Origin of the sequence: Ruminococcus sp. AF20-12LB (assembly GCF_003478985.1) — a bacterium.
Taxonomy (GTDB): Bacteria; Bacillota; Clostridia; order Lachnospirales; family Lachnospiraceae; genus Blautia_A.
On sequence record NZ_QUGH01000002.1, the window covers coordinates 207,035 to 232,727 of the forward strand.

Sequence of the window (25,693 nt, forward strand, 5' to 3'; positions counted from 1 at the left end):
ATATATGAAGAACGGACTGGAAGATCAGTATGTCATAAAAAACAACAAGCGCCTCCGTTACGGCTACACAACAGGCTCCTGTGCAGCCGGGGCAGCCAGGGGTGCAGTTCGGATGCTGCTTTCTGGAGAAACTCTTTCCGAGGTAGAGCTTGATACCCCAAAGGGGATCACTCTCACATTACAGCTTCACGATATTACCCGGGGCGAAACCTATGTCTCCTGTGCTGTACAGAAGGATGCAGGTGATGATCCGGATACCACCAACGGGATCCTGGTCTATGTAAAAGCGGAGGAGTTTTCTATTTCAGCGTCAGAACAGGCCGGGCAGCAGCGGAAAACAGAGAAATCCCGGCCTCAGATCATCCTGGACGGAGGGATCGGTGTGGGTCGTGTCACCAAGCCGGGACTTTCCCAGAACGTGGGCGAGGCGGCGATCAATCCGGTTCCCAGAGCCATGATCCTGCGGGAAGCCGAAGAGGCGGCCCAGGAATATGACTACGAGGGCGGTCTGAAGCTTACCGTATCCGTCCCCCAGGGGGAGGAGATCGCGAAGAAAACCTTTAATCCCCGTCTTGGCATTCTTGGCGGGATCTCCATACTTGGAACCAGCGGGATCGTAGAGCCTATGAGTGAGAAGGCTCTGATCGAAAGCATCCATGTGGAGATGAAGCAGCATTTCTGCCAGGGAGAAAACTATATCCTGGTGACACCGGGGAATTACGGTGCGGATTATCTCAGGGAGCATATGTCCATTCCCTTTGAGAACAATATCAAGTGCAGCAATTATGTAGGAGAGACCATTGACATGGCCATTGATATGGGCGTAAAGGGCATTCTTTTTGTGGCTCATATCGGTAAGTTTGTAAAGGTTGCCGCCGGGATCATGAATACCCATTCCCACTGTGCTGACGGAAGGATGGAGGTTCTCTGTGCAAGTGCCATCCGTGCAGGGGGCTCTCTGGAATGTGCCAGAGAGATCCTGGAGGCGGGGACTACCGATGAGGCGCTGGCTGTTCTTGACAGCTATGGTATCCTGAAAGAGACTATGGCTGTGGTCATGGAGAAGATCCAGTTTTATCTGGACCACAGGTCTTATGAGCAGATCCTTTTGGGCGCTGTGGTGTTTTCCAATGTATACGGACTGCTGGGGCAGACTCGGGATGCAGAAGAGCTGATCCATAAGATACAGGAGCAGGCAGTCGGGGTGAATGATATTTCATGACAGGAAACCCCGGTCCGGATGGAAGTTTTTTAATTTCAGGACAAAATTTGATATAAATAACAGACAGGTTTTATCCTGTCTGGAAAATATAGTTAGGAGGAAAGAAATATGGCAGGTAAATTATATGGTGTAGGTGTAGGACCGGGAGATCCGGAGCTTCTTACCTTAAAAGCACTTCGTCTTGTAAAAGAGGCAGAGGTGATCGCACTTCCGGGACAGGTTCCGGAGGATACGGTAGCGTTTAAGATCGTGGAGGGGGCTTATCCGGAGCTTGGAAAGAAGGAGCTTCTTGCAGTTCCTTTTCCAATGTCCAAGGATCCAGAGGTGCTGAAGAGCTATCACGATGCAGGAGCAGATAAAGTCAAGGCTGTTCTGGATCAGGGGAAAGATGTGGTATTTCTCACACTGGGAGATCCTACCGTGTATTCCACATATCTCTATATCCATCACAGACTTGTGGCGCAGGGCTATGAGACGGAGATCGTCTGTGGTATCACATCTTTCTGTGCAGTTTCTGCACGTCTGAACACCGGACTTGTGGAGAAGGCAGAGCCTCTTCACGTGATCCCGGCTTCCTATCAGATTGAGGATGCGTTGAAGCTTTCCGGTACCAAGGTCCTTATGAAGGCCGGAAAGAAAATGAAGGATGTGAAGGCGGAGCTTCTTTCCCAGGGGGCAGAGGCCATGATGATCGAAAACTGCGGAATGCCGGATGAAAAGATCTACCGGACCGTGGAGGAGATCCCTGAGGATGCAGGATATTATTCCCTGATCATTATCAAAGAAAACAAAGACAGAAGAGAGGAATAGATTATGGTACATTTTGTAGGAGCAGGTCCGGGAGCACCGGATCTTATCACAGTAAGAGGTAAACAGTATCTGGAAGAGGCAGATGTGATCATCTATGCGGGATCTCTTGTAAATCCCCAGCTGCTGGAGTATTCCAAGGATGTGTGCACCATCCATAACAGTGCAAAGATGACCCTTGAGGAAGTGATCTCTGTTATAGAGAGAGCAGAGGCTGAAGGTAAGATGACCGTTCGTCTCCACACCGGCGATCCATGTATCTATGGTGCGATCCGTGAGCAGATGGATATCCTGGATGAAAAGGGAATCCCCTATGATTCCTGCCCGGGTGTCAGTGCCTTCTGCGGAGCTGCATCTGCACTGAACCTGGAGTATACACTTCCGGATATTTCCCAGAGTGTGATCATCACAAGAATGGAAGGAAGGACACCGGTGCCGGCAAAAGAGAGTATTCAGTCCTTTGCCGCTCATAATGCGACTATGGTTATTTTCCTCAGTACAGGTATGCTGGAGGAGCTGAGCCGCAGACTGGTGGAGGGCGGATACCGTGAGGATACACCGGCTGCCATCGTCTACAAGGCAACCTGGCCCGATGAGAAGAAGTTTATCTGTACAGTGGGTACTCTGGCCCAGACAGCAAAAGAGAACAAGATCACAAAAACAGCGCTTATGCTGGTAGGTGATGCGGTCAATGCTGCAAGCTATGACAGATCCAAGTTGTATGATCCGGGCTTTACCACAGAGTTCCGTGAGGCTACGAAATAAAATATGAACATTTCCATCATTTGCTTCAGTATGACAGGGCTGGAGACAGGGGAAAGACTTCAGAGGGCTCTGGAAAAAGAGGGTGAGAGTGTCACCCTTTCAAAAAAGAGCCGGTACCTTCCGGATCCGATCTCTGTTTCCACCTCCCAGTGGGCAGGGGAACAGTTTCGGACAGGAAAAGAGGGCGTGATCTTTGTTGGTGCCTGCGGGATTGCAGTGCGCAGTATCGCACCTTACATTGCCGGAAAAAAGACGGATCCGGCTGTGCTGGTGATCGATGAATGCGGAAAATTTGTCATTGCTCTTCTTTCCGGACATCTAGGCGGAGCCAATGAGCTGGCTCTTCGCTGTGCCGGATATCTTAAGGCGGTGCCGGTTGTGACAACAGCCACAGATCTTCACAGCCGTTTTGCAGTGGATGTTTTTGCAAAAAAGAATGGCTGTGCTATTTTTCATATGAAGGCTGCAAAGGAGGCTTCTGCGGCCCTTCTTGCGGGAGAGAGCGTTGGCTTTTACAGTGAGTTTCCATGGGACGGGGAGCTGCCGGAGGGTCTGGTGCTTTGCGGAAAAGACGGAAGGCCCTCAGCTGCAGCGGATCCGGAGAATGGTGAGACAGCCGGTGAGGCACCGGAAACAGGTATTGCGGTGACGATCCACAGAGGCTGCCGGCCCTTTAAAAACACAGTCCATGTGGTGCCGCCCGCTGCAGCTCTGGGAATGGGCTGCCGCAGGGGAAAGGATGCAGCCTCCATCCGGAAGGCGGCAGAGGAATGTCTGAGAGAATCGGATGTTTACAGAGAAGCGCTGAGCGCTATTGCCAGTATCGATCTGAAGAAGGAAGAGGTGGGACTTCTTTCTCTGGCAGAAGCCTGGCAGCTTCCGTTTCTGACCTTTACAGAGGAAGAGCTGAAGGCAGTGCAGGGTGAATTTACCCCGTCACAATTTGTAAAAAAGATAACAGGTGTAGAGAATGTCTGTGAGAGAAGCGCGGTTCTGGGTTGCGGACAGGGTACACTGATCAGAAAAAAAACAGGCCGGGACGGTGTGACCACCGCCCTTGCAGCCGGAAATCGGAGGATACGTTTTGAGTAAGATTTATGTTGTAGGAATTGGCCCGGGTGCGTATGACCAGATGACTGGAAGAGCGATCCGTGCATTAAATGAAAGTGATGTGATCATCGGTTACACCGTATATGTGGATCTTGTAAAGGAGTATTTTGCAGGTAAAGAGTTCATGACCACACCGATGAAAAAAGAGGTAGACCGCTGTGTACTTGCTTTTGATGAGGCAAAAAAAGGAAAAACCGTTTCCATGATCTGCAGTGGTGACGCCGGTGTTTACGGTATGGCAGGTCTGATGTATGAGGTGGGAGAAAACTATCCGGATGTGGAGCTGACCATTATCCCGGGTGTGACAGCAGCCACAGGCGGCGCCGCAGTGCTGGGTGCACCGCTGATCCATGATTTCTGCCTGATCAGCTTAAGTGATCTTCTGACTCCGTGGGAGAAGATCGAGGCAAGGCTTCTGGCAGCAGCACAGGCGGATTTTGTGGTATGCCTTTACAATCCGTCCAGCAGAAAACGTAAGGATTATCTTCAGAAGGCCTGTGATCTGATGATGAAATACAAGTCTCCGGATACTGTCTGCGGCACGGTTGCCCAGATCGCACGTGACGGCGAGACTGCACAGGTTATGACACTGAAGGAGCTCCGTGATACAGAAGTGGATATGTTTACTACCGTATTTGTGGGAAATTCACAGACTAAGAATGTAAACGGCAAGATGGTAACACCAAGGGGATATAAGAATGTATAAAGCCATTGTTTTTGCAGGGACCACCGAGGGCTATGCGCTCTGTGAGTTCCTTGCGGAAAATCATGTTCCGGTCTATGCCTGTGCAGCCACGGAATATGGCGGCTCCCTTCTGAAGGAAAATGAATTTCTCCATGTCAGCGCCGGAAGGCTGAAAACCGAAGATATGGAGGAGCTTTTCCGAAGGGAAGCGCCGGAGATCGTTCTGGACGCCACTCATCCCTATGCAGCAGAGGTGACAAAAAATATCCGGACTGCCTGTGAGAACGGAAGCATCCGCTATCAGCGTGTTCTTCGCCCGGAGGGGGAGAAGAACAGGGAAGCCATCTATGTGGAAAGCACGGAGAAGGCGGCAGAGCTTCTTTCCGGCACAGAGGGGAACATTTTTCTTACCACAGGAAGCAAGGAGCTGTCTAAATTTACAGTGATCCCGGATTACCAGGAGAGGCTTTTTGCCCGGGTGCTGTCCATCCCTTCCGTGATCAGCTCCTGTGCGGAGCTGGGGATCGAAGGAAAGCATCTCATCGGTATGCAGGGGCCATTTTCTACAGAGATCAACGAAGCCATGCTTCGACAGTTTCAGTGCAGCTATCTGGTCACCAAGGATACCGGTCTGGCTGGTGGATTCCCGGAAAAGATGGAGGCTTGTCAGCGCTGCGGCGTCACACCTGTGATCATCGGAAGACCATTGCAGGAGGAGGGGCTGTCCCTGCCGGAAGCAAGGGTATTTCTGGCAAAGCTGTTCGGCCTTACCCTGTCACAGAGGGTTTCTCTTGTAGGCATCGGCATGGGTGCGGAAAAAACCCTGACTTTGGAAGGAAAGAAGGCCTTTGATGAGGCGGAGCTTCTGATCGGTGCAAAGCGTATGACAGATGCCGTACAGAGGCCGGGGCAGATGGTTCTCCATGAGTACCGCAGTGATAAGATCGTGGAGTATATCAAGACACATCCACAGTACCGTACCGTAGCCATTGCCCTTTCCGGCGATGTGGGCTTCTACAGCGGTGCAAGGAAGCTGATCGATCTTCTGGATGGCGATGTCCAGGTGATCTGCGGGATTTCTTCCGTTGTTTATTTTATGGCGAAGATTGGTCTTTCCTGGGATGATGCCAGGATCGTCAGTGCCCATGGAAGAGACTGCAATCTGATTTCCCTGATCCGGCATAACCCCAAGGTTTTTTCCATTCTGGGAACAGAGGATGGGGTAGCTCGTCTGGCTTCTCGTCTGGTTGCGTATGGAATGGGTGATGTGACCCTCTATGTGGGCGAAAATCTTTCCTACGAAAATGAAAAGATCTTTCATGCCAGTGCGGCAGAGCTTACAGAATACCGGGGAGATGCGTTAAGCGTGGTAACTGCGTGCAATGAAAAGGCAGTACCTTTGCCCGCAGTTCACGGGATCTGTGATGAGGAATTTCTCCGTGGGAAGGCGCCTATGACAAAGGAAGAGGTGCGTACGGTTTCTCTGTCCAAGCTTCGGCTTCAGGAGGATTCTGTCTGCTATGATGTGGGAGCGGGCACAGGCTCGGTTTCCGTTGAGATGGCGCTTCGTGCCTGGAAGGGGCAGGTCTATGCCATCGAGAAAAAGGAGGATGCCCTTGCTCTTCTGAAAGAGAACAGACGGAAATTTGCCACAGACAATCTGGAGATCGTGCCGGGTACTGCACCGGAAGCGATGGTGGAACTGCCTGTTCCGACACATGCCTTTATCGGCGGGTCCTCCGGAAATATGAACGAGATCATCCGGCTTCTTCTGGACAAAAATCCAAAAGTACGGATCGTGATCAACTGCATCACACTGGAGACGGTGACGGAAGCCATGAATGCCATACGAGATTTCAGCCTGACGGATGTGGATATCGTACAGCTGTCTGCGGCAAGATCAAAATCTATCGGAAGGTATCATATGATGATGGGTGAGAATCCGATCTATATCATTTCCTGCAGCGGAAGAGGGGAGGAGATTTAGGTGAAGATCCCGAGAATACTTCTTGCGGCAGGTGCCAGCGGAAGCGGAAAAACCCTGATCACCTGCGGGCTGCTTCAGGCGCTGGTGAACCGTGGCCTTAAGGTGGCTTCTTTTAAATGCGGCCCGGATTACATAGATCCTATGTTCCACAGCCGTGTGATCGGTACAAGATCCCGAAACCTGGATACATTTTTTACAGATGGAGACAGAACCCAGTATCTTCTGGCAAAGAACGCATCGGACTGTGAGATTGCAGTGATGGAGGGAGTCATGGGGTATTATGACGGTGTAGGAGGGATTACCTCCAGAGCCAGCGCCTATGATCTGGCCTCTACCACAGATACACCGGTGATCCTGATCGTAAACAGCCGTGGCATGAGTGTTTCCCTGGCTGCCTATGTAAAGGGCTTTCTGGAATACAAAAAGGACAGTCATATCTGCGGCGTGATCTTTAACCAGATGTCTCCCATGCTGTATCCCAGGATGAAGAAGCTTCTGGAAGAGGAGCTTTCCGTAAAGGTACTGGGATATGTTCCGAAGGTGGAGGACTGTGTGATCGAAAGCCGTCATCTGGGGCTGGTGCTTCCGGAGGAGATCCCGGAGTTGAAAAGCCGTCTGCAGAAGCTTTCTGAGGTGCTGGAGAAAACTTTGGATATCGATGGGATCCTGGAGCTTGCAGGGGGAGCACCGGAGCTTGCGGCGCCGGAGCCGGAAATGCTTATACAGAAGGATACTGCCTTCGGATACCGGACAGAGGAAAAGGTACGGATCGGTGTGGCGGATGATGAAGCCTTCTGCTTTTTCTATGCGGATAATTTAAATCTTCTGGAGCAGATGGGAGCGGAGCTGGTGCGTTTTTCACCCATTCATGACAGAGAGCTTCCGGAGGATCTGGACGGGCTTCTTTTAAGCGGCGGTTACCCGGAATTAAACGGGGAGGCGCTGGAAGAAAATCAGGAAATGTGCACCCGGATCCGGGAAGTTATCCTGGACGGAATGCCCTGTCTGGCAGAATGCGGCGGATTCATGTATCTTCATCAGGAGATGGAGGATATGGAAGGAAAGCAGCGCAGAGTCTGCGGGGTGATCCCTGGAAGGGCTTACCGGACACCGAAGCTGAACCGGTTCGGTTATATCACCCTTACGGAAAAACAGGATACCGGACTTGGTGAGATCCCGGCTCATGAATTCCATTATTTTGATTCCACAGATTGCGGAGAGGATTTTCATGCGGCAAAGCCGGCATCTAAAAGAGGATGGGATTGTATCCATGACCGGGGCAGGCTGATGGCAGGATTTCCGCATCTTTATTATTACGGAAATCCCAGGGTTCCGGCACGCTTTCTAAAGAACGCACTGGAATATAAGAAGGAACGGAGGCAGAAAAAAGATGCTGAAATATAGTCTTCCTGCACTGGTCATAGGATTTGTGCTGGATCTTCTGATCGGGGATCCCAGATGGCTTTATCATCCGATCTGTGTCATCGGCAATCTGATTGCAGTGCTGGAAAAGGTGATCCGGAAGATTTTTCCGAAAAATCACGGCGGTGAGCTGACAGGAGGCTTTCTGATCGTAGTGCTTGTCTGTCTGTTCAGCGGCGGGGTGCCGCTTCTGGTGCTTTATTATCTTTACCGGTATCTGCCGGTGGCCGGATTTGTGCTGGAGGTTTTCTGGTGCTATCAGCTTCTTGCCACCCGTTCCCTGAAGGATGAGAGTATGAAGGTTTATGACCGGCTGAAAAACGGGACTCTGGACGAGGCACGCTATGCGGTGTCCATGATCGTAGGCCGTGATACCAGAGAGCTTACGGAAACCGGCGTGACAAAGGCTGCCGTGGAAACCGTTGCGGAAAATGCATCCGACGGCGTGATCGCCCCCATGTTTTATATGGCTATCGGCGGAGTGCCGCTGATGTTTTTGTACAAGGGTATCAATACCATGGATTCCATGCTTGGATATAAAAATGACAAATATCTTTATTTCGGCCGTATTGCGGCAAAGCTGGATGATGTGGCCAATTATATCCCTGCCAGGATCTCCGGATGGCTGATGGTGGCAGGAACTGTTTTTACAGGAATGGATACAAAAAATGCGGCAAAGATCTACAAACGTGACCGGAGAAATCATGCAAGCCCCAACTCTGCTCAGACAGAGGCTGCCATGGCCGGAGCGCTGGATGTACAGCTTGCGGGAAATGCATATTATTTCGGGAAATTATATGAAAAACCCACGATCGGGGATCCGATCCGCCCGGTGGAGCCGGAGGATATCAAAAGAGCTAACCGGCTGATGTACGCGGCATCCATACTGGGTGTGGTTGTATTTGGACTGCTCAGTGCGGGGATCCGGTTCGGGTTATTAAGGTAACAATAAATACAGACAGGAGAATGACCAATGACAAAACACATACATGGAGGAGACGTATATAAACATAAAGACTGCCTGGATTTTTCGGCAAATCTGAATCCTTTGGGAACACCGGAAAGTGTGAAGCAGGCCATTATCCACAGTCTGGATCATATTGCACAGTATCCCCAGGTGGGATGCGGCGTTCTCAGGGAAAGAATCGCAGAATCAGAAGGGGTAAAAGCGGAAGAGGTAATATGCGGTAACGGAGCAGCAGAAGTGATCTTTACGCTCTGTCATGCAGTAAAGCCAAAGCGGGCTCTGATCCCGGCGCCTACTTTTGCGGAATACGGACAGGCTCTGGCCAGCACTGGCTGTGAGCTGGAATATTACATGCTGACGGAAAATGACGGTTTTGTGCTCAGTGAAGCCTATCTGGATATCCTCCATAAGGGACTGGATATGGCTTTCTTATGTAACCCCAACAATCCTACCGGCATGCTGATCCCCCACAGGCTTCTGAAAAGGATCCTGGAGAAATGCAGAAAGCTGGATATCCTGCTGGTGGTAGATGAATGTTTCCTTGATTTTGTAAAGGAACCGGAAGAGTATTCTCTGAAGCGTTCTCTTTCCGGGTTCAATAATCTTTTTATCCTGAAAGCATTTACAAAAAGATATGCCATGGCCGGGGTGCGGCTGGGCTATGGCCTTTGTTCTGACAGAAAGCTGATAGAAAGGATGGAGCTCTGCGTTCAGCCATGGAATGTTTCCACCATGGCCCAGGCAGCCGGGCTCCAGGCACTTACAGAGACGGAATATGTAGAGGAGGGAAGACAGCTTGTTTTTCGGGAGGCACAGTGGCTGAAGGATGAGCTGGTCCGCATTGGGTATAAAGTATTTCCGTCGGAAGCAAATTATATTTTCTTTAAAGGACCGGAGGAGCTGTTTGACTTCTGTCTGCGCAAGCGGATTCTGATCCGTGACTGTAGCAATTATCCGGGTCTTACAAAGGGGTATTACCGGATCGCGGTAAAGCGCCATGAAGAAAATGTAAAACTGATCGAAGTACTTGAGGGAGGTATATTATGGCAAAAGCAATAATGGTACAGGGAACCATGTCCAATGCCGGAAAAAGCCTGCTGGCTGCGGGACTTTGCAGGATCTTTAAGCAGGATGGATATCGTGTGGCTCCTTTTAAATCACAAAATATGGCACTGAATTCCTTTATCACAGAGGATGGTCTTGAGATGGGACGGGCCCAGGTCATGCAGGCAGAGGCAGCCGGGATCCGGCCGTCTGTCCTGATGAATCCGATCCTTCTGAAGCCAACCAATGATGTAGGCTCCCAGGTGATCGTAAACGGAGAAGTTCTTGGAACCATGAGTGCCAGGGATTATTTCAAATATAAGAAGACCCTGGTCCCGGATGTGATGAAGGCGTACAACGCTCTTGCAGCGGAAAACGATATCATTGTCATCGAAGGTGCGGGAAGTCCTGCCGAGATCAATCTCAAGGATGAGGATATTGTAAATATGGGTATGGCAAAGATGGCCAAGGCACCGGTCCTTCTTGTGGGAGATATTGACCGTGGAGGTGTTTTTGCTCAGCTGATCGGTACGGTAGAGCTTCTGGAGGACGATGAGAAGGCTATGGTAAAGGGGCTGATCATCAACAAATTCCGCGGAGATAAGACTATTCTGGACCCTGGTGTTGTCATGCTTGAGGAAAGAAGCGGGATCCCGGTGGTGGGTGTGGCGCCTTATCTGGATATCCAGGTGGAGGATGAGGACAGCCTGACGGAGCGTTTTGACCGGAAGCAGGAAGCCGGTGTCATTGATATCGCAGTGGTCCGTACACCAAGGATCTCCAACTTTACGGATTTTAATCCTTTTGAGAGCATTCCCGGAGTTTCTCTCCGCTATGTAAAACACCCGAGAGATCTTCACTCTCCGGACATGATCATCCTTCCTGGAACTAAGAACACCATGGGTGATCTGATCTGGATGCGGGAAAGCGGAATGGAGGCAGCAGTTCTCAAGGAAGCCTCCAGAGGCAAGCTGATCTTTGGTGTCTGCGGTGGCTATCAGATGCTGGGTGAAACCTTAAGTGACCCTCATGGAGTTGAAAATGGCGGTTCCATGAAAGGGATGGGACTTCTTCCCATGGAAACGGTATTTGCCGAAAAGAAAACCAGGACCAGGGTGCAGGGGCATTTCGGTCAGCTGTCCGGTGTGTTTGCTCCTCTTTCCGGTGCGGAGATCGAGGGCTATGAGATCCATATGGGCGAAAGTATCCTGAAGGAGAATGCAGGAACAGCAACGAAGATTACAGACAGCGTCAGCGGTAAGAAAAAAGAAGAGGGTGCTTTTGCGGGAAATGTGTGCGGAACCTATATCCACGGCGTTTTTGATAAGGAAGCATCTGCAGAGGCGATCATACGCGTGATCGGCGAGAAAAAAGGGATTGATGTGGAAAATATGACAGGCGTGGATTTTGCGGCATTTAAGGAACAGCAGTATGATATCCTGGCTGCAGAGCTGCGGAAGCATCTGGATATGAAAAAAATCTATGAGATACTGGAAAACGGGATTACGGAGGAAGAATAGAAATGAAAGTAGAGCTTGAAAATGTAAAACCCATGGAGATCGAAAAAAGAAGCTTTGAGATCATCACAGAAGAGCTTGGGGATACTCCCCTGATCCCGGGAACCGAGCTGATCGTAAAACGCTGCATCCACACAAGCGCAGATTTTGATTATGCAAAAAATCTCTGCTTCTCGGAGGGGGCAGTGGAGAAGGCAATGGACGCCATCCGCAACGGTGCCTGCATCGTCACAGATACCCAGATGGCAAAGGCCGGGATCAACAAGCGTGCACTTGCCCGCTACGGCGGTGAGGCTTACTGCTTCATGTCCGACGAGGATGTGGCTGCCCTTGCAAAAAAGAACGGGACTACCAGAGCCACAGCCAGCATGGACAAGGCAGCAGAGATGGATAAAAAGCTGATCTTTGCCATTGGAAATGCACCTACCGCACTGGTACGTCTTTATGAGCTTATTGAGAACGGAAAGCTTTCTCCTGAGCTGATCATCGGTGTGCCGGTAGGATTTGTGAATGTTGTGCAGTCCAAGGAGCTGATCATGCACGCAGATGTGCCTTATATTGTGGCAAAAGGACGCAAGGGTGGAAGCAATATTGCTGCGTGCATTGTAAATGCCCTGCTCTACATGATCGATAACCGGAGAGATTAGGAGCCGGTAACCTCCTTCAGAAGCTGACAGGCAGGCAGAAAATCCTTGGATGGAATGGAGGAGCAGGAGAGGACCAGGGTGACCTCGGCTCCGTTTTCTCTGAGAACCTCCAGTCCCAGACCACGGTTCCGGGCTCTGTCTGTCAGTTCACTGCCTGTGAGAGAACAGGGAAGAGTAAGGGCAAGGCTGGTTCCTGCGGCTCCTGTTTGGATCTGGCAGTCCTGGCCGAAGGTTTCCCGGACAGCCTGGGAAAGAGCCTTCAGCTTCTGGGAATAAAGGCGGCGGAGCTTTCTTGTCTGGGAAGCCAGATGCCCGTCGCGGATAAACTGGCAGAGCGCGATCTGTTCTGCCTTGGAAGCAGTCTGATTATAAAAGGCTGCTTTTTTTGTATATTTTTCCCGGAGAGAGCGCGGCAGTACCATGAAGCTGACACGGATGGAGGGCAGCAGCAGCCTGGAAAAGGAACCGATATAGACAACGTTTTCACCACCTGCAAGACCGAAAAGTGAAGGCGTCGGCTTCTGGAAATAAACAAATTCGTTTTCGAAATCATCCTCAATGATCAGATGGTCATTGATCTCTGCATGACGGATCAGCTCCAGGCGTCGTTTTACCGGCATGATCTCGCCCCATTTCGTCATGTGAGCAGGAGAAACATAGATCACATCGCAGCTTTTGTCCCGGTAATGGACATCAAAGCCGTAATCCTGAAAGATGGTGCTGCATGTGGTGAAGGACGGTGTGGGGAACGAAACGGTTTTCCGTTCATGGATCAGAGGGCAGAGGATCTGGAGAAGGGGCTGGAGACCGGCCCCTACTACAATGTCATCCGGGGAGCAGATCACATTTCTGCGTTCCCGGATATAGTCTGCGAGAACCTCCCGGAAATCGCTTTCGCCCTGGGGTTCGCCATAAGAAAGCATACGGTCGCCCTGGCGGAGGGCGCTTTTGATGTAACGCTGCCACAGATCAAAACGGAAGCTTTCCCGGTCAACACCGGAAGAGGCAAAATCATAAAGGCAGGGCGTGATGTCCTTATCCTGTTTTTCGGGGGTAAGCAGATGCTGCTTGGAAGCAATGCCGGTGACATAATAGCCGCTCTGTGCCCTGGCGATGATATAGCCGTCTGCTGCCAGCAGAAGATAGGCATTTTCGATGGTGGTACGGCTCAGCTTCAGCTCCTGGGCGCATTTGCGGAGGGAGGGCATTTTGCTTCCGGGAAGGAGACGGCCTTCCAGGATCAGCTTCCGGTAATAGTGGTAAACCTCCAGATAAAGGTGTTCTTTTTTGTGTTCTGCGGATATATTTAACATAAGTATGATGATTTCCTTCCAAAAATGATTGCGTAAACCTGACAGTTCATTCTATAATATTACAGAAAAAAACTCAAGACTGGAGAATTACCATGAAAAAAATAGCAGTGATCAATGATCTTTCCGGGCTGGGGAAATGTTCACTGACAGCAGCGATCCCGGTGATCTCGGTGATGGGAGTCCAGGCGTGTCCACTTCCCACCGCTGTTTTAAGCAACCAGACCGGTTATGAAAGTTATTTCTGTGAGGATTTCACAGAGCATATGGAACCATATATGGATCAGTGGAAAAAAAGAGGATTTTTCCCGGATGGGATCTATACAGGATTTCTTTCTGATGATAAGCAGGCAGACAGGATCCTGAAATTTATGGATGCGTTTGCAGGGAAGGATACTCTGATCCTTACAGATCCGGTGATGGGGGATGACGGCGCGGTTTATCCGATCTATACAGAAGAGCTTCGCAGCCGGTTCTGCGAACTGACACGTCGTTCCTATGTGATCACACCGAACCTTACGGAAGCCCTCCTTCTTCTCTACGGAAAAGAAAAAATGGAGGAGATCTGGAATAAACTGCAAAAGGCATCAGAGGCCCGGCGGATGGAAGAGATCCGGGAGATCGGGTGCGGACTTGCCCGGAAATTTTCACTTCCTGCCGTTGTGATCACCGGAGTGGATCACAGGGAGGAGGGGCAGCCTCTGAAAATGGGAAATCTTGTCCTGGAAAACGGAAACAGCTCCTGGGTATTTGCAGAGAAATCCGGCGGAAGCTATTCCGGGACAGGAGATCTTTTTGCATCCGTGCTCAGTGCAGGGCTGGTAAAAAGATATTCCATGAAAACCTGTGCAGAGCTGGCCGTGGATTTTATCTCGGCATCGATCCGGGATGCGGTGGAGGAAGGAACAGACCGTAACGATGGTGTATGCTTTGAACAGCATCTCGGCATGCTGCTTCCATAAAAACATAAGGGGATAAAAAAGAGCTGACCGTCAGGCCAGCTCTTCCCATTTTTCATAAAGCTCTTCCAGTTCTTCAGCGATGGCTGCTTTTTCGCGGCTCAGCTTTGTACATTCCGCTACATTGGTGCAGACATCCGGAAGGACCATGGTTTCGTCGATCTCGCTGTCTCTTGTTTCCAGCTCTTCGATACGGGCTTCGACTTTTTTCAGCTCGGCTTCCCGTTTTCGTTTCTTTGCCTGTTCTTCCTTCATCTGCTGCCAGGAAAGCTTGTTCTCGGAAAACGTTTTTTCTTCGGCAGGTGCCTCCGGAGAAGTACTTCCCGGTGCATAGGTACTGGTCAGCTCATCCTTCTTTTCCAGATAGTAATCATAATCACCGATGTAATTTACCACTGCCTGGTTTGTCAGCTCCATGATCCTGGTCGCAGTCTGATTGATAAAGTAACGGTCATGGGATACATAAAGGACTGTACCGGTGTAGCTGACCAGTGCTTCCTCCAGGATCTCCTTGGAGGCAATATCCAGATGGTTGGTAGGCTCGTCAAGGATCAGGAAGTTGGCTTCGGAAAGCATCAGCTTTGCAAGGGAAACACGGCCTCTTTCTCCACCGGAAAGTGCGGAGATTTCCTTGAAAACATCATCTCCGGTAAAGAGAAATGCGGCAAGCATATTTCGGATCTCGGTCTCTGTGAGAGTCGGATAAGTATCGGAGATCTCCTGGAAAATTGTCTTGTCCATATGCAGAACATGATGTTCCTGATCGTAATAACCGATCTGCACTTTGGAACCAAGGGAAAATTTGCCGGCATCTGCTTCAATAAGACCGTTGATGATCTTCAGCATGGTGGTCTTTCCGGTTCCGTTGTTTCCGATCAGTGCCACACGCTCGCCTCGTTTGATATCAAAGGAGATATCGGAGAACAGGGTCTGTCCCGGAAAGGCCTTGGAAAGCTCTTCTACGTGGAGCACATCGTTTCCGCTTAACACCCGTGGCTCCAGAGAGATACGCATCCGGTCCTGGAGCTCAAGAGGTTTTTCGATCCTCTGTACACGGTCCAGCATTTTTTCACGGCTTTCCGCACGCTTGATGGATTTTTCACGGTTAAAGGATTTCAGCTTGGCGATAACGGCTTCCTGATGCTTGATATCCCGCTGCTGATTTAAGTATGCCTTGTACTGTGCGTCACGAAGCTGAGCCTTCTTGAGAGCATAGGCAGAATAGTTGCCGCTGTATACGCGGGTCTGTCCGGCTTCGATCTCAATGACCTTGGTGACCACCTTATCCAGAAAATAACGGTCATGGGAGACGATAAAAACAGCTCCCGGATAATTCAAAAGATAAGTTTCCAGCCAGGAGATGCTTTCCATATCCAGGTGGTTGGTTGGCTCATCCAGAAGCAGGATATCCGGCTTGGAAAGAAGCATCTTGCCCAGTGCCACACGGGTTTTCTGACCGCCGGAAAGAGTTTCGATCTGCTTGTCATAATCTTCCTCCGTGAAGCCGAGACCCTTTAAGACACCGGTCAGCTCACTTTTGTAAGCGTATCCGTTTTCCAGTTCAAACTGATGAGTTAGACGGGTATAGGTTTCCATCAGACGGTTCAGATCATCACCGGTCACGGTGTTCATTTCCTGTTCCATATTGCGGATACGGCGTTCCATATCGATGATGTGCTGCTTGGTGGTAAGAAGCTCCTCGTAGATGGTATGATGTCCGTGGATATCCTGGTACTGGGCAAGATAGCCGATATTTTTATCCCGGGCAAGCACCACGGTACCGGAATCAGCAGAAAGCTCCTGCATGATGATCCGCAGCAGTGTGGTCTTTCCTGCACCGTTGCAGCCGATCAGAGCAGCCTTTTCACGGTCTTCAATGTGAAAGGATGCATCATTTAAAATTACTTTTTCGCCAAAGGCCTTGCATATATTCTGACATGATAAAATCATAAAAACTGTCCTCCTGTATAAAGAATCACCCCTGTTTATGCCTGAACAGGGAAAAATCCTCCACCTATTATAACGGAAACTGCCGGGATTTCAAAGAAAAAATCAATTATTAGAAAAATTATAAAGAAATTTGTACAGAATAGACAACTTTAATTGACAGGAAAATGTCAATTCGTTATAATTAACCTAGTGTAAGGTAAGGAGGAAAACTATCGTGGAGACAAAACAAATCTCGAAAGCGGTGATTAAGCGTCTGCCACGCTATTACCGCTACTTAGGAGAGCTGATGGAAGACAATGTAGAACGTATTTCTTCCAATGAATTAAGTAAGAAGATGCATACCACAGCTTCTCAGATCCGTCAGGATCTTAATAATTTCGGCGGTTTTGGGCAGCAGGGGTATGGCTATAATGTACATTATCTTTATACAGAGATCGGTAAGATCCTGGGACTGGATACCGTTCATCCGATGATCATTCTGGGTGCTGGTAATCTGGGACAGGCACTTGCCAATTATGTGGATTTTGAGAAGCGTGGCTTCAGGCTGGTTGGTATCTTTGACGTAAATCCTGTGCTTGAGGGCATCGCAGTCCGTGGACTTGAGATCCAGATGCTCAGTGAGCTTCCGTTTTTCCTGAGAGAGAATAACGTGGAGATCGCAATCCTGACACTTCCTAAGAACAAAGCCAAGGAAATGGCAGATATCCTGGTGGAGAACGGGATCAAGGCAATCTGGAATTTTGCACATCTTGATCTTGAGACACCGGATGATGTGATCGTAGAGAACGTTCATCTTTCCGAGAGTCTGATGACACTGTCTTATAATCTCAGTAAATACAGGCAGGAACATGTGGATAAGTAAGAATTGTTAAGCTGCCGGAGACGGCAGCTTTCTCTATGATAGAGGGGAGGCAGAAGACAGAATGAAGAAGCTTGTTACCTGCAAAGAAATGAAGGATCTGGACTCCACAACGATCCGTGAGATCGGAGTTCCCTCCGAGGTTCTGATGGAGCGGGCAGCACTGAAGGTGGTAGAGGAAACAGAAAAGTATCTCCAGAAGGACGAAAGGATCCTGGTAGTTTGCGGAAGCGGAAATAATGGCGGTGACGGTATCGCTGTTGCCAGATTGTTCCATCTGAAGGGGATTCGGGTAGAGTTTTATATGGTCGGAAACAAAGATAAAATGACCAGAGAGACAGCTCTTCAGTATAAGATCGCTTCCGGTTATCGTGTCCCGGAGGTGAATAACCCGCAGTGGAGTGAATATACTACTATAGTAGATGCCGTGTTTGGGGTAGGCCTGACGCGTCCGATCGAGGGGCATTATGCTGATATCATCCATGAGATGAACAGTGCGAGGGCCAAAAAGATCGCAGTTGACATCCCGTCAGGAGTGAACGGAGATACTGGCCTGGAAATGGGAATTGCCTTCAGCGCCGATCTGACTGTCACATTTGCCTACCGGAAAAGAGGCCTTTGCTTTTATCCGGGAAGACTGTATGCAGGAAGGATCGTTACCGCCGATATCGGGATCTATGAACAGGAAGCTGTGACTGCATCTGCCGCCTGTCTGGAAAATAAAGATCTGAAGCTGTTTCCGGAACGTGATCCCGGCGGAAACAAGGGTACCTTCGGAAAAGTGCTCTTTGTGACCGGAAGTGAGGGAATGTGCGGAGCTGCTTATTTAAGCGCCAGTGCAGCACTTCGTGCCGGTGCGGGAATGGTAAAGATCCAGACTGTGGAAGCCAACAGGATCCCACTGCAGATACTCCTTCCGGAGGCTATGGTCTGCAGCCGCTTTGATCAGGAATCCAATGAACAGCTTCTATCCTGGTGTGATGTGATCGTGATCGGACCGGGACTTGGAACATCAGTGGCCAGCCGTGAGAGAGAACAGTGGTTTCTCACGGCGGCTGCCCGGGAGAAAAAACCGCTGATCCTGGATGCTGACGGTCTGAACCTTCTGGCTGCACATCCTCAGTGGCACCAGTATCTGGGAGAGCATGTGGTTCTGACACCGCATATCGGAGAAATGAGCCGGCTCAGTGGCAGAACGATCCAGGAGATCCAGCATGAGATCGCAGATACTGCATTGAAATGCGCTGCGGAAACAGGCTCTGTGTGCGTATTGAAGGATGCATGTACAGTGATCGCAGATGAGAAAGGACAGATGTATCTGAATCTTTCCGGTAATTCCGGAATGGCAACTGCAGGAAGCGGAGATGTGCTTTCCGGGATCCTGGCAGCAGTGTTATGTATGTATCTGAAAACGGAGGAACAGCCTCCCATGGTTTTAAAGGCCGCGTTAGGTGTTTATCTTCACGGACTTTGCGGTGATCTTGCAGCCGCTGAAAAAGGAAAGCGCAGTATGCTGGCGGGAGATATCATAGAATATCTGCCCAGGGCATTAGCTATAGGTGAAGAGGAGTCGGAATTATGAAAAAATACGAGAGAGTAAAAGCACTGGTATCACTGGACGCCATTGCCCACAATTTTGAGGAAATGCATAAAAATGTCAAAGAAGGGACAAAGATCATCGCTGTGATCAAAGCGGATGGTTATGGCCATGGAGCCAGAGCTATTGCCCGTCTGATCCAGGACTATGACTATATCTGGGGATTTGCAACAGCTACTGCAGAGGAGGCACTGGAGCTTCGGCATGCAGGGATCACCAAGCCTGTCCTGATCCTTGGCCTTGTATTTGAGGAATATTATGAGGAACTTGCAGCCAATGATATCCGGATTACCATATCGGATCTTAATACAGCGGCAGAATATGCAAAAGCAGGTGCACGCATTGGAAAAAATGTACATATTCATCTGGCTCTGGATACGGGAATGACAAGGATCGGATATGCGGATATTCCGGAAAATGCGGTAAAGATCGAAAAAATCTCAAAAATCCCGAATCTGGTGATCGAGGGAATGTTTACTCATTTTGCCAGGGCGGATGAGGCTGACCGTTCTCCTGCACTGGTGCAGCTGGACCGTTATCTCCGTTTTGCAGAGCTTCTGGAAAAAAGAGGCGTTCATATCCCGGTACGTCACTGCTCCAACAGTGCAGGTATCATCCGTGTTCCGGAAGCAAATCTCAATGTCGTTCGTGCCGGCATCACCATTTACGGTATTTATCCGTCAGAAGAAGTAGAACGTGATATCGTGAAGCTGACACCTGCAATGGAGCTGAAAAGTCATGTATCCTATGTGAAAAATGTGGAACGCGGAACAGCGGTAAGCTATGGAGGAACGTTTGTTACGGAACGTTTTACCAGAATGGCAACGATTCCCGTAGGTTATGCAGATGGCTATCCGAGACAGCTTTCCAATAAGGGCTGGGTCCTGATCCGGGGCAAAAAGGCTCCGATCCTCGGACGTGTCTGCATGGATCAGTTTATGGTTGATGTCACAGATATCCCGGAGGTGAAGGCCGGGGACGAGGTCACCCTGATGGGAAGAGACGGAGAGGAATTTATCAGTGTGGAGACACTGGGAGATCTTTCCGGAAGATTTTCCTATGAATTTGTCTGCGGGATCAGTAAACGTGTTCCGCGAGTTTATATCAAAGACGGTAAGGAATGTGGAGAAGAGGAGAGCTTTTTCCAGTAGATCCGTAAATACCCGGATCCGGAAAACGCCGGGTCAGACATAAGGCCGGTAAAAAAGTACCACGCATGGTATACACAAAGAAATTGTGGAAATACTTATCTGTAAAAAGGAATACGGCTTGCAAATAAGCCGGACCAGAATCGGAGTGTGAATTGTGTGGTTATAAAAAGAGGGGATATTTTTTATGCGGACTTAAGACCTGTAGTGGGCAGTGAACAGGGCGGCATCCGTCCGGTGCTGATCATCCAGAACGATGTAGGCAACCGTCACAGCCCCACAGTGATCTGTGCGGCAATTACATCAAAAATGAATAAGGCAAAGCTGCCGACACATATTGAGATCGATGCATCTGCCTACGGGATTGAAAAGGATTCCGTGATCCTTCTGGAACAACTCCGCACCATCGACAAGCGGCGTCTGAAGGATAAGGTGTGTCATCTGGACAGTGCTATGCTTGATAAGGTGAATCATGCGCTTGAGATCAGTCTGGAACTGACTTTTTAAGGGGAACATGAGGAATTTTGACCGGTTTGTTTTCTGATTCTTGACGAAATCTTTCATAAGTGCTATATTAAACCGAGTTGCAATTATGTAAAACGGTACCCAAAATGAGCAGGGCACGAAAGAAAATATACGGTAACAAGGAGAGGAAGATACCATGTCAGGACATTCAAAATTTGCCAACATCAAACATAAGAAAGAGAAAAATGATGCCAAGAAGGGTAAGATCTTCACAGTCATCGGCCGTGAGATCGTTATGGCAGTAAAGGCCGGCGGCCCGGATCCTGCAAACAACAGCAAGCTTCGTGATGTCATCGCAAAAGCAAAAGCGAACAACATGCCGAACGATACTATCGATCGTGGAATCAAGAAGGCAGCAGGTGCGGATTCTGCAGACAGCTACGAGAAGGCTGTATATGAGGGATATGGTCCGAACGGTGTTGCCATTATCGTAGAGACTCTTACAGATAACAAAAACCGTACTGCAGGTAATGTACGTAACGCATTTACCAAAGGTAACGGAAGCATCGGAACACAGGGATGCGTATCCTTTATGTTCGACCAGAAGGGCCAGATCATCATCGACAAGGAAGAGCTTGAGGATGAGTGCGGTGAGATGGATGCGGACGAGCTGATGATGACAGCTCTGGATGCAGGTGCTGAGGACTTCAGCGAGGAAGAGGACAGCTTTGAGATCATCACAGCACCGGACGATTTCAGTGCTGTACGTGAGGCTCTTGAGAAAGCCGGGATCCCGCTTGTAGAAGCACAGATCGCCATGATCCCGCAGACATATGTGGAGCTGACTGACGACCAGGCTATCAAGGATCTTCACAGAACACTGGATCTTCTTGATGATGACGATGACGTTACTGACGTATGGACAAACTGGGACGAGTGATCTCTGAATAGAAAATAATATTTTGCATATAATACCTCCAGAATTTCAGATTCCGGAGGTATTTTTTATGGAAAAACAGAACGAAGAGGGAAAACAGAAGGAACTGGACCGGGAAGCGAGTCAGAACGAGCAGATCCGGGAAACCGGGCAGGCAGTGCTCGATGGAAATTCCCGGAAGCATAAAGTGGAGCTTCTGACGGTGATCGGGGAGATCGAAGGCCATGAATCCGCGCCGTCTCACAGCAAAACAACCAAGTATGAGCATGTACTGCCAAAGCTGGCTCTCATTGAGGATGATGAAGAGATCGAGGGGCTTCTTATCCTTTTAAATACGGTAGGAGGAGATGTGGAGGCAGGACTTGCCATTGCGGAGATGATCGCGTCTCTGAGTATCCCTACGGTTTCCCTGGTGCTGGGCGGGGGACATTCCATAGGTGTACCCATGGCGGTATCAGCAGATTATTCCTTTATCGTGCCAAGTGCTACCATGGTGGTCCATCCGGTGCGTCAGAACGGAATGTTTATTGGCGTGGCGCAGTCCTACCGCAATATGGAAAAGATCCAGGACCGGATCATTGCCTTTGTATCCGGACATTCACATATCACGGCAGAACGGATGGAGGAGCTGATGCTGGATACCTCCCAGCTTGTAAAAGATGTAGGAACTATGCTGGAAGGGGAGGAAGCGGTAAAGGAAGGGCTCATCGATGAAGTAGGAGGGATCCGGGAGGCACTGGACCGATTGTATACCCTCATCGAAAGGAAAAAATCGCAGAAATAACCAGTTTTGTATGTGGTTTTTGATGATGTTAGTTGCATAAGACTAATATGGTTGCGCTGTGCTGTGGTAAAGAATTTTGACAGAAATTGTAAATCTACTCTTGTCATATGCTGATTTTTAGCGTATTATTAATAAAGGTTTATAATTTGCGCGAGGAGGAAGACCATGTATAAGGTTTTAAAAGCTGAAACGCTGGCAGCTAAGATCCATCTTATGGTTGTGCATGCACCACGTGTGGCAAGCCATTGTCTGCCAGGACAATTTATCATTGTTAAACTTGACGAAAAGGGAGAGAGGATCCCGCTTACCATCTGCGATTACGATCGCGAGGCTGGTACAGTCACCATCGTATTCCAGGAGATCGGAGCATCTACCATTAAGATGTCCGCACTGAAAGAGGGAGATTCATTCCGTGATTTCGTAGGACCTCTGGGATGTCCGTCTGAGTTCGTCCATGAGGATATCGAAGAACTTAAGAAGAAAAAAATGGTATTCGTAGCCGGTGGTGTCGGTACCGCACCTGTTTATCCGCAGGTTAAATGGCTCCATGAGCACGGCATCACAGCTGATGTTATCCTTGGTTCCAAGACTAAGGATATGGTTATCCTTGAGAAAGAGCTTGGCGCTGTTTCCAATCTTTATGTTACAACAGATGACGGTTCCTATGGCCGTTCCGGTATGGTAACAAAGACTCTTGAGGATCTTGTGACAAATGAGGGCAAGCATTATGACGTCTGTGTAGCGATCGGACCGATGATCATGATGAAATTTGTCTGTCTTCTTACCAAGAAGCTTGGTATCCACACAATTGTCAGCATGAACCCGATCATGGTTGACGGAACCGGTATGTGCGGCGCTTGTCGTCTCCAGGTCGGTGATGAGATCAAATTTGCCTGCGTAGACGGACCGGAGTTCGACGGACATCTCGTTGATTTCGATCAGGCTATGAAGAGAAGTCAGATGTATAAGACCCAGGAGGGCCGTGCATTACTGAAGCTTCAGGAAGGCGATACCCACCACGGTGGATGCGGACATTGCGGAGGTGACAACTAATGGCAGATGCAAAAATGTTAAAAAAAGTTCCTGTAAGAGAACAGGATCCGAAGGTACGTGCGACAAACTTCGAGGAAGTATGTCTTGGATATAACCAGGAAGAAGCAATGGAAGAGGCACAGAGATGTCTCGGGTGCAAAAAACCGAAATGTGTAGAGGGATGTCCGGTATCCATCGATATTCCGGGATTTATCGAGCACATCAAAGAGGGCAACATGGAAGAGGCTTACAAGGTGATCGGTTTATCTTCCGCACTTCCGGCTATCTGTGGTCGTGTATGTCCGCAGGAATCCCAGTGCGAGGGACAGTGTATCCGCGGTAAGAAGGGCGAGGCTGTTTCTATCGGTAAGCTGGAGAGATTCGTTGCAGACTATGCTCTGGAGCATGATATCAAACCTGCAGGAGCAGAGGTTAAGAACGGACATAAGGTTGCAGTGATCGGTTCCGGTCCATCCGGACTTACCTGTGCAGGTGACCTTGCAAAGGCAGGATACGATGTAACTGTATTCGAGGCTCTTCATGAGCTTGGCGGTGTTCTTGTTTACGGTATTCCGGAGTTCCGTCTTCCGAAGCAGAAGGTTGTCAAGAAAGAGATCGAGAAGGTCAAAGAGCTTGGCGTTAAATTCGAGACAAACGTTGTCATCGGTAAATCCACTACCATCGATCAGCTGATCGAGGACGAGGGATTTGAGGCTGTATTCATCGGTTCCGGTGCAGGACTTCCGATGTTCATGGGTATCCCTGGTGAGAATGCAAGCGGTGTATTCTCCGCAAACGAGTACCTGACAAGAAGCAACCTCATGAAAGCATTCGATGATTCCTACGATACACCGATCGCAGCAGGCAAAAAGGTTGCAGTTGTCGGCGGTGGTAACGTTGCCATGGATGCTGCAAGAACAGCTCTGAGACTTGGTGCTGAGGTACATATCGTATACAGAAGAAGTGAGGCAGAGCTTCCTGCACGAGCAGAGGAAGTTCATCACGCTAAGGAAGAGGGCATCATCTTTGATCTTCTTACAAATCCGAAGGAGATCCTCGTTGATGAGAACGGCCACGTAAACGGTATGAAGGTTGTCAAGATGGAGCTTGGTGAGCCGGATGCATCCGGAAGAAGACGTCCGGTAGAGATTCCTGGTTCCGAGTATGATATGGATGTAGATACTGTTATCATGTCTCTTGGTACTTCACCGAACCCGCTGATCTCTTCCACAACCAAGGGCCTTGACATCAACAAGAGAAGATGTATCGTTGCCGAGGAAGAAACCGGTAAGACATCCAAGGACGGCGTATATGCCGGTGGTGATGCCGTTACAGGTGCAGCTACCGTAATCCTTGCCATGGGTGCAGGTAAAGCTGGTGCAAAAGGTATCGACGAATATCTGAAAAATAAATAAGCAGAAAGTCTGTTTATAAACAGATCCTCCGACTGTGTTTTCTGATGCAGCCGGAGGATTTTTTTTCTTGCAGATCAAAAAAGAACATTTGTTTGAAACTTTTGCCAAGTGAAGATTGTAAGTTTTACTCAGTTATGCTATAATGTGTTGGAAAAAATTTAAGAAAAGGAAATATCATTATGTCAGTGATACATGCGATTATATTGGGAATCATTCAGGGAATCACCGAATTTCTGCCGGTGAGCAGCTTCGGACATCTCTGTGGAGTGCAGGATCTTTTGGGCGGTACCAGAGGTTCCGGTGTGCTTTTTGAAGTGATGCTCCATCTGGGAACTATGATAGCTCTGATCCTTGTTTTTCTGAAGGACATCAAGAAGATCGGGATCGAGCTGATCGGAATGATACTGGATCTGATCGGAAATGCCAATATTTTTCTCTATAACCGTAGGACTGGGAAAGAGCTTACCTATGCAAAGATCATAAGTGGAACTTATCGGAAGCTTACCGCCCTGATCATGGTATCCACCATTCCTACAGTCCTGATCGGATATCAGTGCAAACGACTTGTTGTGCGAAGCGCATCCTCACACATGTTTTCCGGGATCGGAATCCTTCTTACAGGTGTGATCCTCCTTGTTGTGGACTACAGTAATGTCAATGGCAGCAAGGGAACAAGAGAAACCAGTTTTGGAGATGCTATGTGGATGGGTATCTGTCAGGGCCTTTCCGTGTTTCCGGGACTTTCCAGACTTGGACTTACCATGAGTGCAGGACTTTTCTGCGGCCTCGGACGGAAGTTTGCAGTGAAATATTCGCTGTTGATGAGCATTCCGGCTGTGTTGGGAGCTTTTTTTGTGGAGATGGGAGAGTTCACTTCTGTTCATATGACTGTTGGCCAGGGATTTACTTATGTTCTTGGAATGATCGTAGCCGGGATCACAGGCTATCTGGTGATCCGTTTTATGCTTAAGCTTTCGAATCAGGTCAGACTGCGTTATTTTGCATTTTATTCTTTTGCAGCCGGAATCCTTATTCTGGCAGCGAATTATATTTGATATCAACTG

Annotated in this window: 23 protein-coding genes; 21 read left to right on the forward strand and 2 right to left on the reverse strand. The window is 49.2% G+C overall.

Going from position 1 to position 25,693, the window contains the following annotated elements; translation table 11 throughout:
* Positions 1–4 precede the first annotated feature (4 nt).
* The 11 genes from cbiD (at position 5) to DWX61_RS03700 (ending at position 12,173) form a co-directional block, all read left to right on the forward strand.
* A complete protein-coding gene (cbiD, locus tag DWX61_RS03650) occupies positions 5–1,222 on the forward strand; it encodes a cobalt-precorrin-5B (C(1))-methyltransferase CbiD (protein ID WP_118623866.1) in 1,218 nt (405 codons plus the stop codon).
* Positions 1,223–1,330: 108 nt separating this feature from the next.
* Positions 1,331–2,032, forward strand: a complete 702-nt coding sequence (gene cobI, locus DWX61_RS03655; RefSeq protein WP_015524809.1) for a precorrin-2 C(20)-methyltransferase — start codon at positions 1,331–1,333, stop codon at positions 2,030–2,032.
* A 3-nt stretch (positions 2,033–2,035) separates the two neighbouring features.
* The gene (cobM, locus tag DWX61_RS03660; protein ID WP_118513401.1) at positions 2,036–2,794 is read left to right on the forward strand and encodes a precorrin-4 C(11)-methyltransferase; all 759 of its coding nucleotides are present in this window, start codon (positions 2,036–2,038) and stop codon (positions 2,792–2,794) included.
* Positions 2,795–2,797: 3 nt separating this feature from the next.
* A complete protein-coding gene (locus DWX61_RS03665) occupies positions 2,798–3,886 on the forward strand; it encodes a cobalt-precorrin 5A hydrolase (RefSeq protein ID WP_118623868.1) in 1,089 nt (362 codons plus the stop codon).
* On the forward strand, positions 3,879–4,610 hold the full coding sequence (gene cobJ / locus DWX61_RS03670) for a precorrin-3B C(17)-methyltransferase (protein ID WP_021650567.1): 732 nt from the start codon (positions 3,879–3,881) through the stop codon (positions 4,608–4,610). Before DWX61_RS03665 ends, cobJ begins: the two co-directional genes overlap by 8 nt.
* Positions 4,603–6,576 carry a precorrin-6A reductase gene (cobK, locus tag DWX61_RS03675; protein ID WP_118623870.1) on the forward strand — a complete coding sequence of 658 codons (1,974 nt, stop codon included), beginning with the start codon at positions 4,603–4,605 and terminating at the stop codon, positions 6,574–6,576. The genes cobJ and cobK overlap by 8 nt, the downstream gene beginning before the upstream one ends.
* Positions 6,577–7,980, forward strand: a complete 1,404-nt coding sequence (locus DWX61_RS03680) for a cobyrinic acid a,c-diamide synthase CobB (protein ID WP_118623872.1) — start codon at positions 6,577–6,579, stop codon at positions 7,978–7,980. It begins immediately after the preceding gene.
* Positions 7,967–8,944 carry an adenosylcobinamide-phosphate synthase CbiB gene (gene cbiB, locus DWX61_RS03685; protein ID WP_118623874.1) on the forward strand — a complete coding sequence of 326 codons (978 nt, stop codon included), beginning with the start codon at positions 7,967–7,969 and terminating at the stop codon, positions 8,942–8,944. The genes DWX61_RS03680 and cbiB overlap by 14 nt, the downstream gene beginning before the upstream one ends.
* A 27-nt stretch (positions 8,945–8,971) precedes the next feature.
* Complete coding sequence (cobD, locus tag DWX61_RS03690) at positions 8,972–10,024, forward strand: threonine-phosphate decarboxylase CobD (protein WP_118623876.1); 1,053 nt, start codon at positions 8,972–8,974, stop codon at positions 10,022–10,024.
* Complete coding sequence (locus tag DWX61_RS03695; RefSeq protein ID WP_118623878.1) at positions 10,009–11,529, forward strand: cobyric acid synthase; 1,521 nt, start codon at positions 10,009–10,011, stop codon at positions 11,527–11,529. The genes cobD and DWX61_RS03695 overlap by 16 nt, the downstream gene beginning before the upstream one ends.
* A 2-nt stretch (positions 11,530–11,531) precedes the next feature.
* Complete coding sequence (locus DWX61_RS03700; RefSeq protein WP_118623880.1) at positions 11,532–12,173, forward strand: precorrin-8X methylmutase; 642 nt, start codon at positions 11,532–11,534, stop codon at positions 12,171–12,173.
* Here DWX61_RS03700 and pdxR read toward each other — a convergent pair.
* The gene (pdxR, locus tag DWX61_RS03705; RefSeq protein WP_114002416.1) at positions 12,170–13,486 is read right to left on the reverse strand and encodes a MocR-like pyridoxine biosynthesis transcription factor PdxR; all 1,317 of its coding nucleotides are present in this window, start codon (positions 13,484–13,486) and stop codon (positions 12,170–12,172) included. The genes DWX61_RS03700 and pdxR overlap by 4 nt on opposite strands.
* A 92-nt stretch (positions 13,487–13,578) precedes the next feature.
* On the opposite strand from pdxR, the gene DWX61_RS03710 reads away from it, so the two are divergent.
* Positions 13,579–14,445, forward strand: coding sequence for a pyridoxamine kinase (locus DWX61_RS03710; RefSeq protein WP_118623882.1), 867 nt, complete (start codon positions 13,579–13,581; stop codon positions 14,443–14,445).
* 30 nt (positions 14,446–14,475) lie between these two features.
* On the opposite strand, the gene abc-f is transcribed toward DWX61_RS03710, so the two are convergent.
* Positions 14,476–16,392: a ribosomal protection-like ABC-F family protein gene (abc-f, locus tag DWX61_RS03715; protein ID WP_118623884.1), complete on the reverse strand. Its 1,917-nt coding sequence runs from the start codon at positions 16,390–16,392 to the stop codon at positions 14,476–14,478.
* Between the two features lie 211 nt (positions 16,393–16,603).
* Here abc-f and DWX61_RS03720 point away from each other — a divergent pair, with 211 nt between their 5' ends.
* The 9 genes from DWX61_RS03720 (at position 16,604) to DWX61_RS03760 (ending at position 25,684) form a co-directional block, all read left to right on the forward strand.
* Positions 16,604–17,254: a redox-sensing transcriptional repressor Rex gene (locus DWX61_RS03720; RefSeq protein WP_502685119.1), complete on the forward strand. Its 651-nt coding sequence runs from the start codon at positions 16,604–16,606 to the stop codon at positions 17,252–17,254.
* A gap of 61 nt (positions 17,255–17,315) precedes the next feature.
* Positions 17,316–18,833, forward strand: a complete 1,518-nt coding sequence (locus DWX61_RS03725; protein ID WP_118623886.1) for an NAD(P)H-hydrate dehydratase — start codon at positions 17,316–17,318, stop codon at positions 18,831–18,833.
* Positions 18,830–19,999 (forward strand): alanine racemase, encoded by a 1,170-nt coding sequence (gene alr, locus DWX61_RS03730; protein WP_118623887.1) that lies wholly within the window; start codon positions 18,830–18,832, stop codon positions 19,997–19,999. The genes DWX61_RS03725 and alr overlap by 4 nt, the downstream gene beginning before the upstream one ends.
* Positions 20,000–20,155: 156 nt before the next feature.
* Positions 20,156–20,503, forward strand: a complete 348-nt coding sequence (locus DWX61_RS03735; protein ID WP_021650556.1) for a type II toxin-antitoxin system PemK/MazF family toxin — start codon at positions 20,156–20,158, stop codon at positions 20,501–20,503.
* A gap of 154 nt (positions 20,504–20,657) precedes the next feature.
* Complete coding sequence (locus DWX61_RS03740) at positions 20,658–21,401, forward strand: YebC/PmpR family DNA-binding transcriptional regulator (protein ID WP_118368856.1); 744 nt, start codon at positions 20,658–20,660, stop codon at positions 21,399–21,401.
* 67 nt (positions 21,402–21,468) lie between these two features.
* Positions 21,469–22,182, forward strand: a complete 714-nt coding sequence (locus DWX61_RS03745) for a ClpP family protease (protein WP_118623889.1) — start codon at positions 21,469–21,471, stop codon at positions 22,180–22,182.
* A 165-nt stretch (positions 22,183–22,347) separates the two neighbouring features.
* The gene (locus DWX61_RS03750) at positions 22,348–23,235 is read left to right on the forward strand and encodes a sulfide/dihydroorotate dehydrogenase-like FAD/NAD-binding protein (protein ID WP_118513423.1); all 888 of its coding nucleotides are present in this window, start codon (positions 22,348–22,350) and stop codon (positions 23,233–23,235) included.
* The gene (gltA, locus tag DWX61_RS03755; protein ID WP_118513425.1) at positions 23,235–24,629 is read left to right on the forward strand and encodes an NADPH-dependent glutamate synthase; all 1,395 of its coding nucleotides are present in this window, start codon (positions 23,235–23,237) and stop codon (positions 24,627–24,629) included. Before DWX61_RS03750 ends, gltA begins: the two co-directional genes overlap by 1 nt.
* Before the next feature lie 179 nt (positions 24,630–24,808).
* Positions 24,809–25,684 carry an undecaprenyl-diphosphate phosphatase gene (locus tag DWX61_RS03760; protein ID WP_118623891.1) on the forward strand — a complete coding sequence of 292 codons (876 nt, stop codon included), beginning with the start codon at positions 24,809–24,811 and terminating at the stop codon, positions 25,682–25,684.
* Positions 25,685–25,693: the final 9 nt, after the last annotated feature.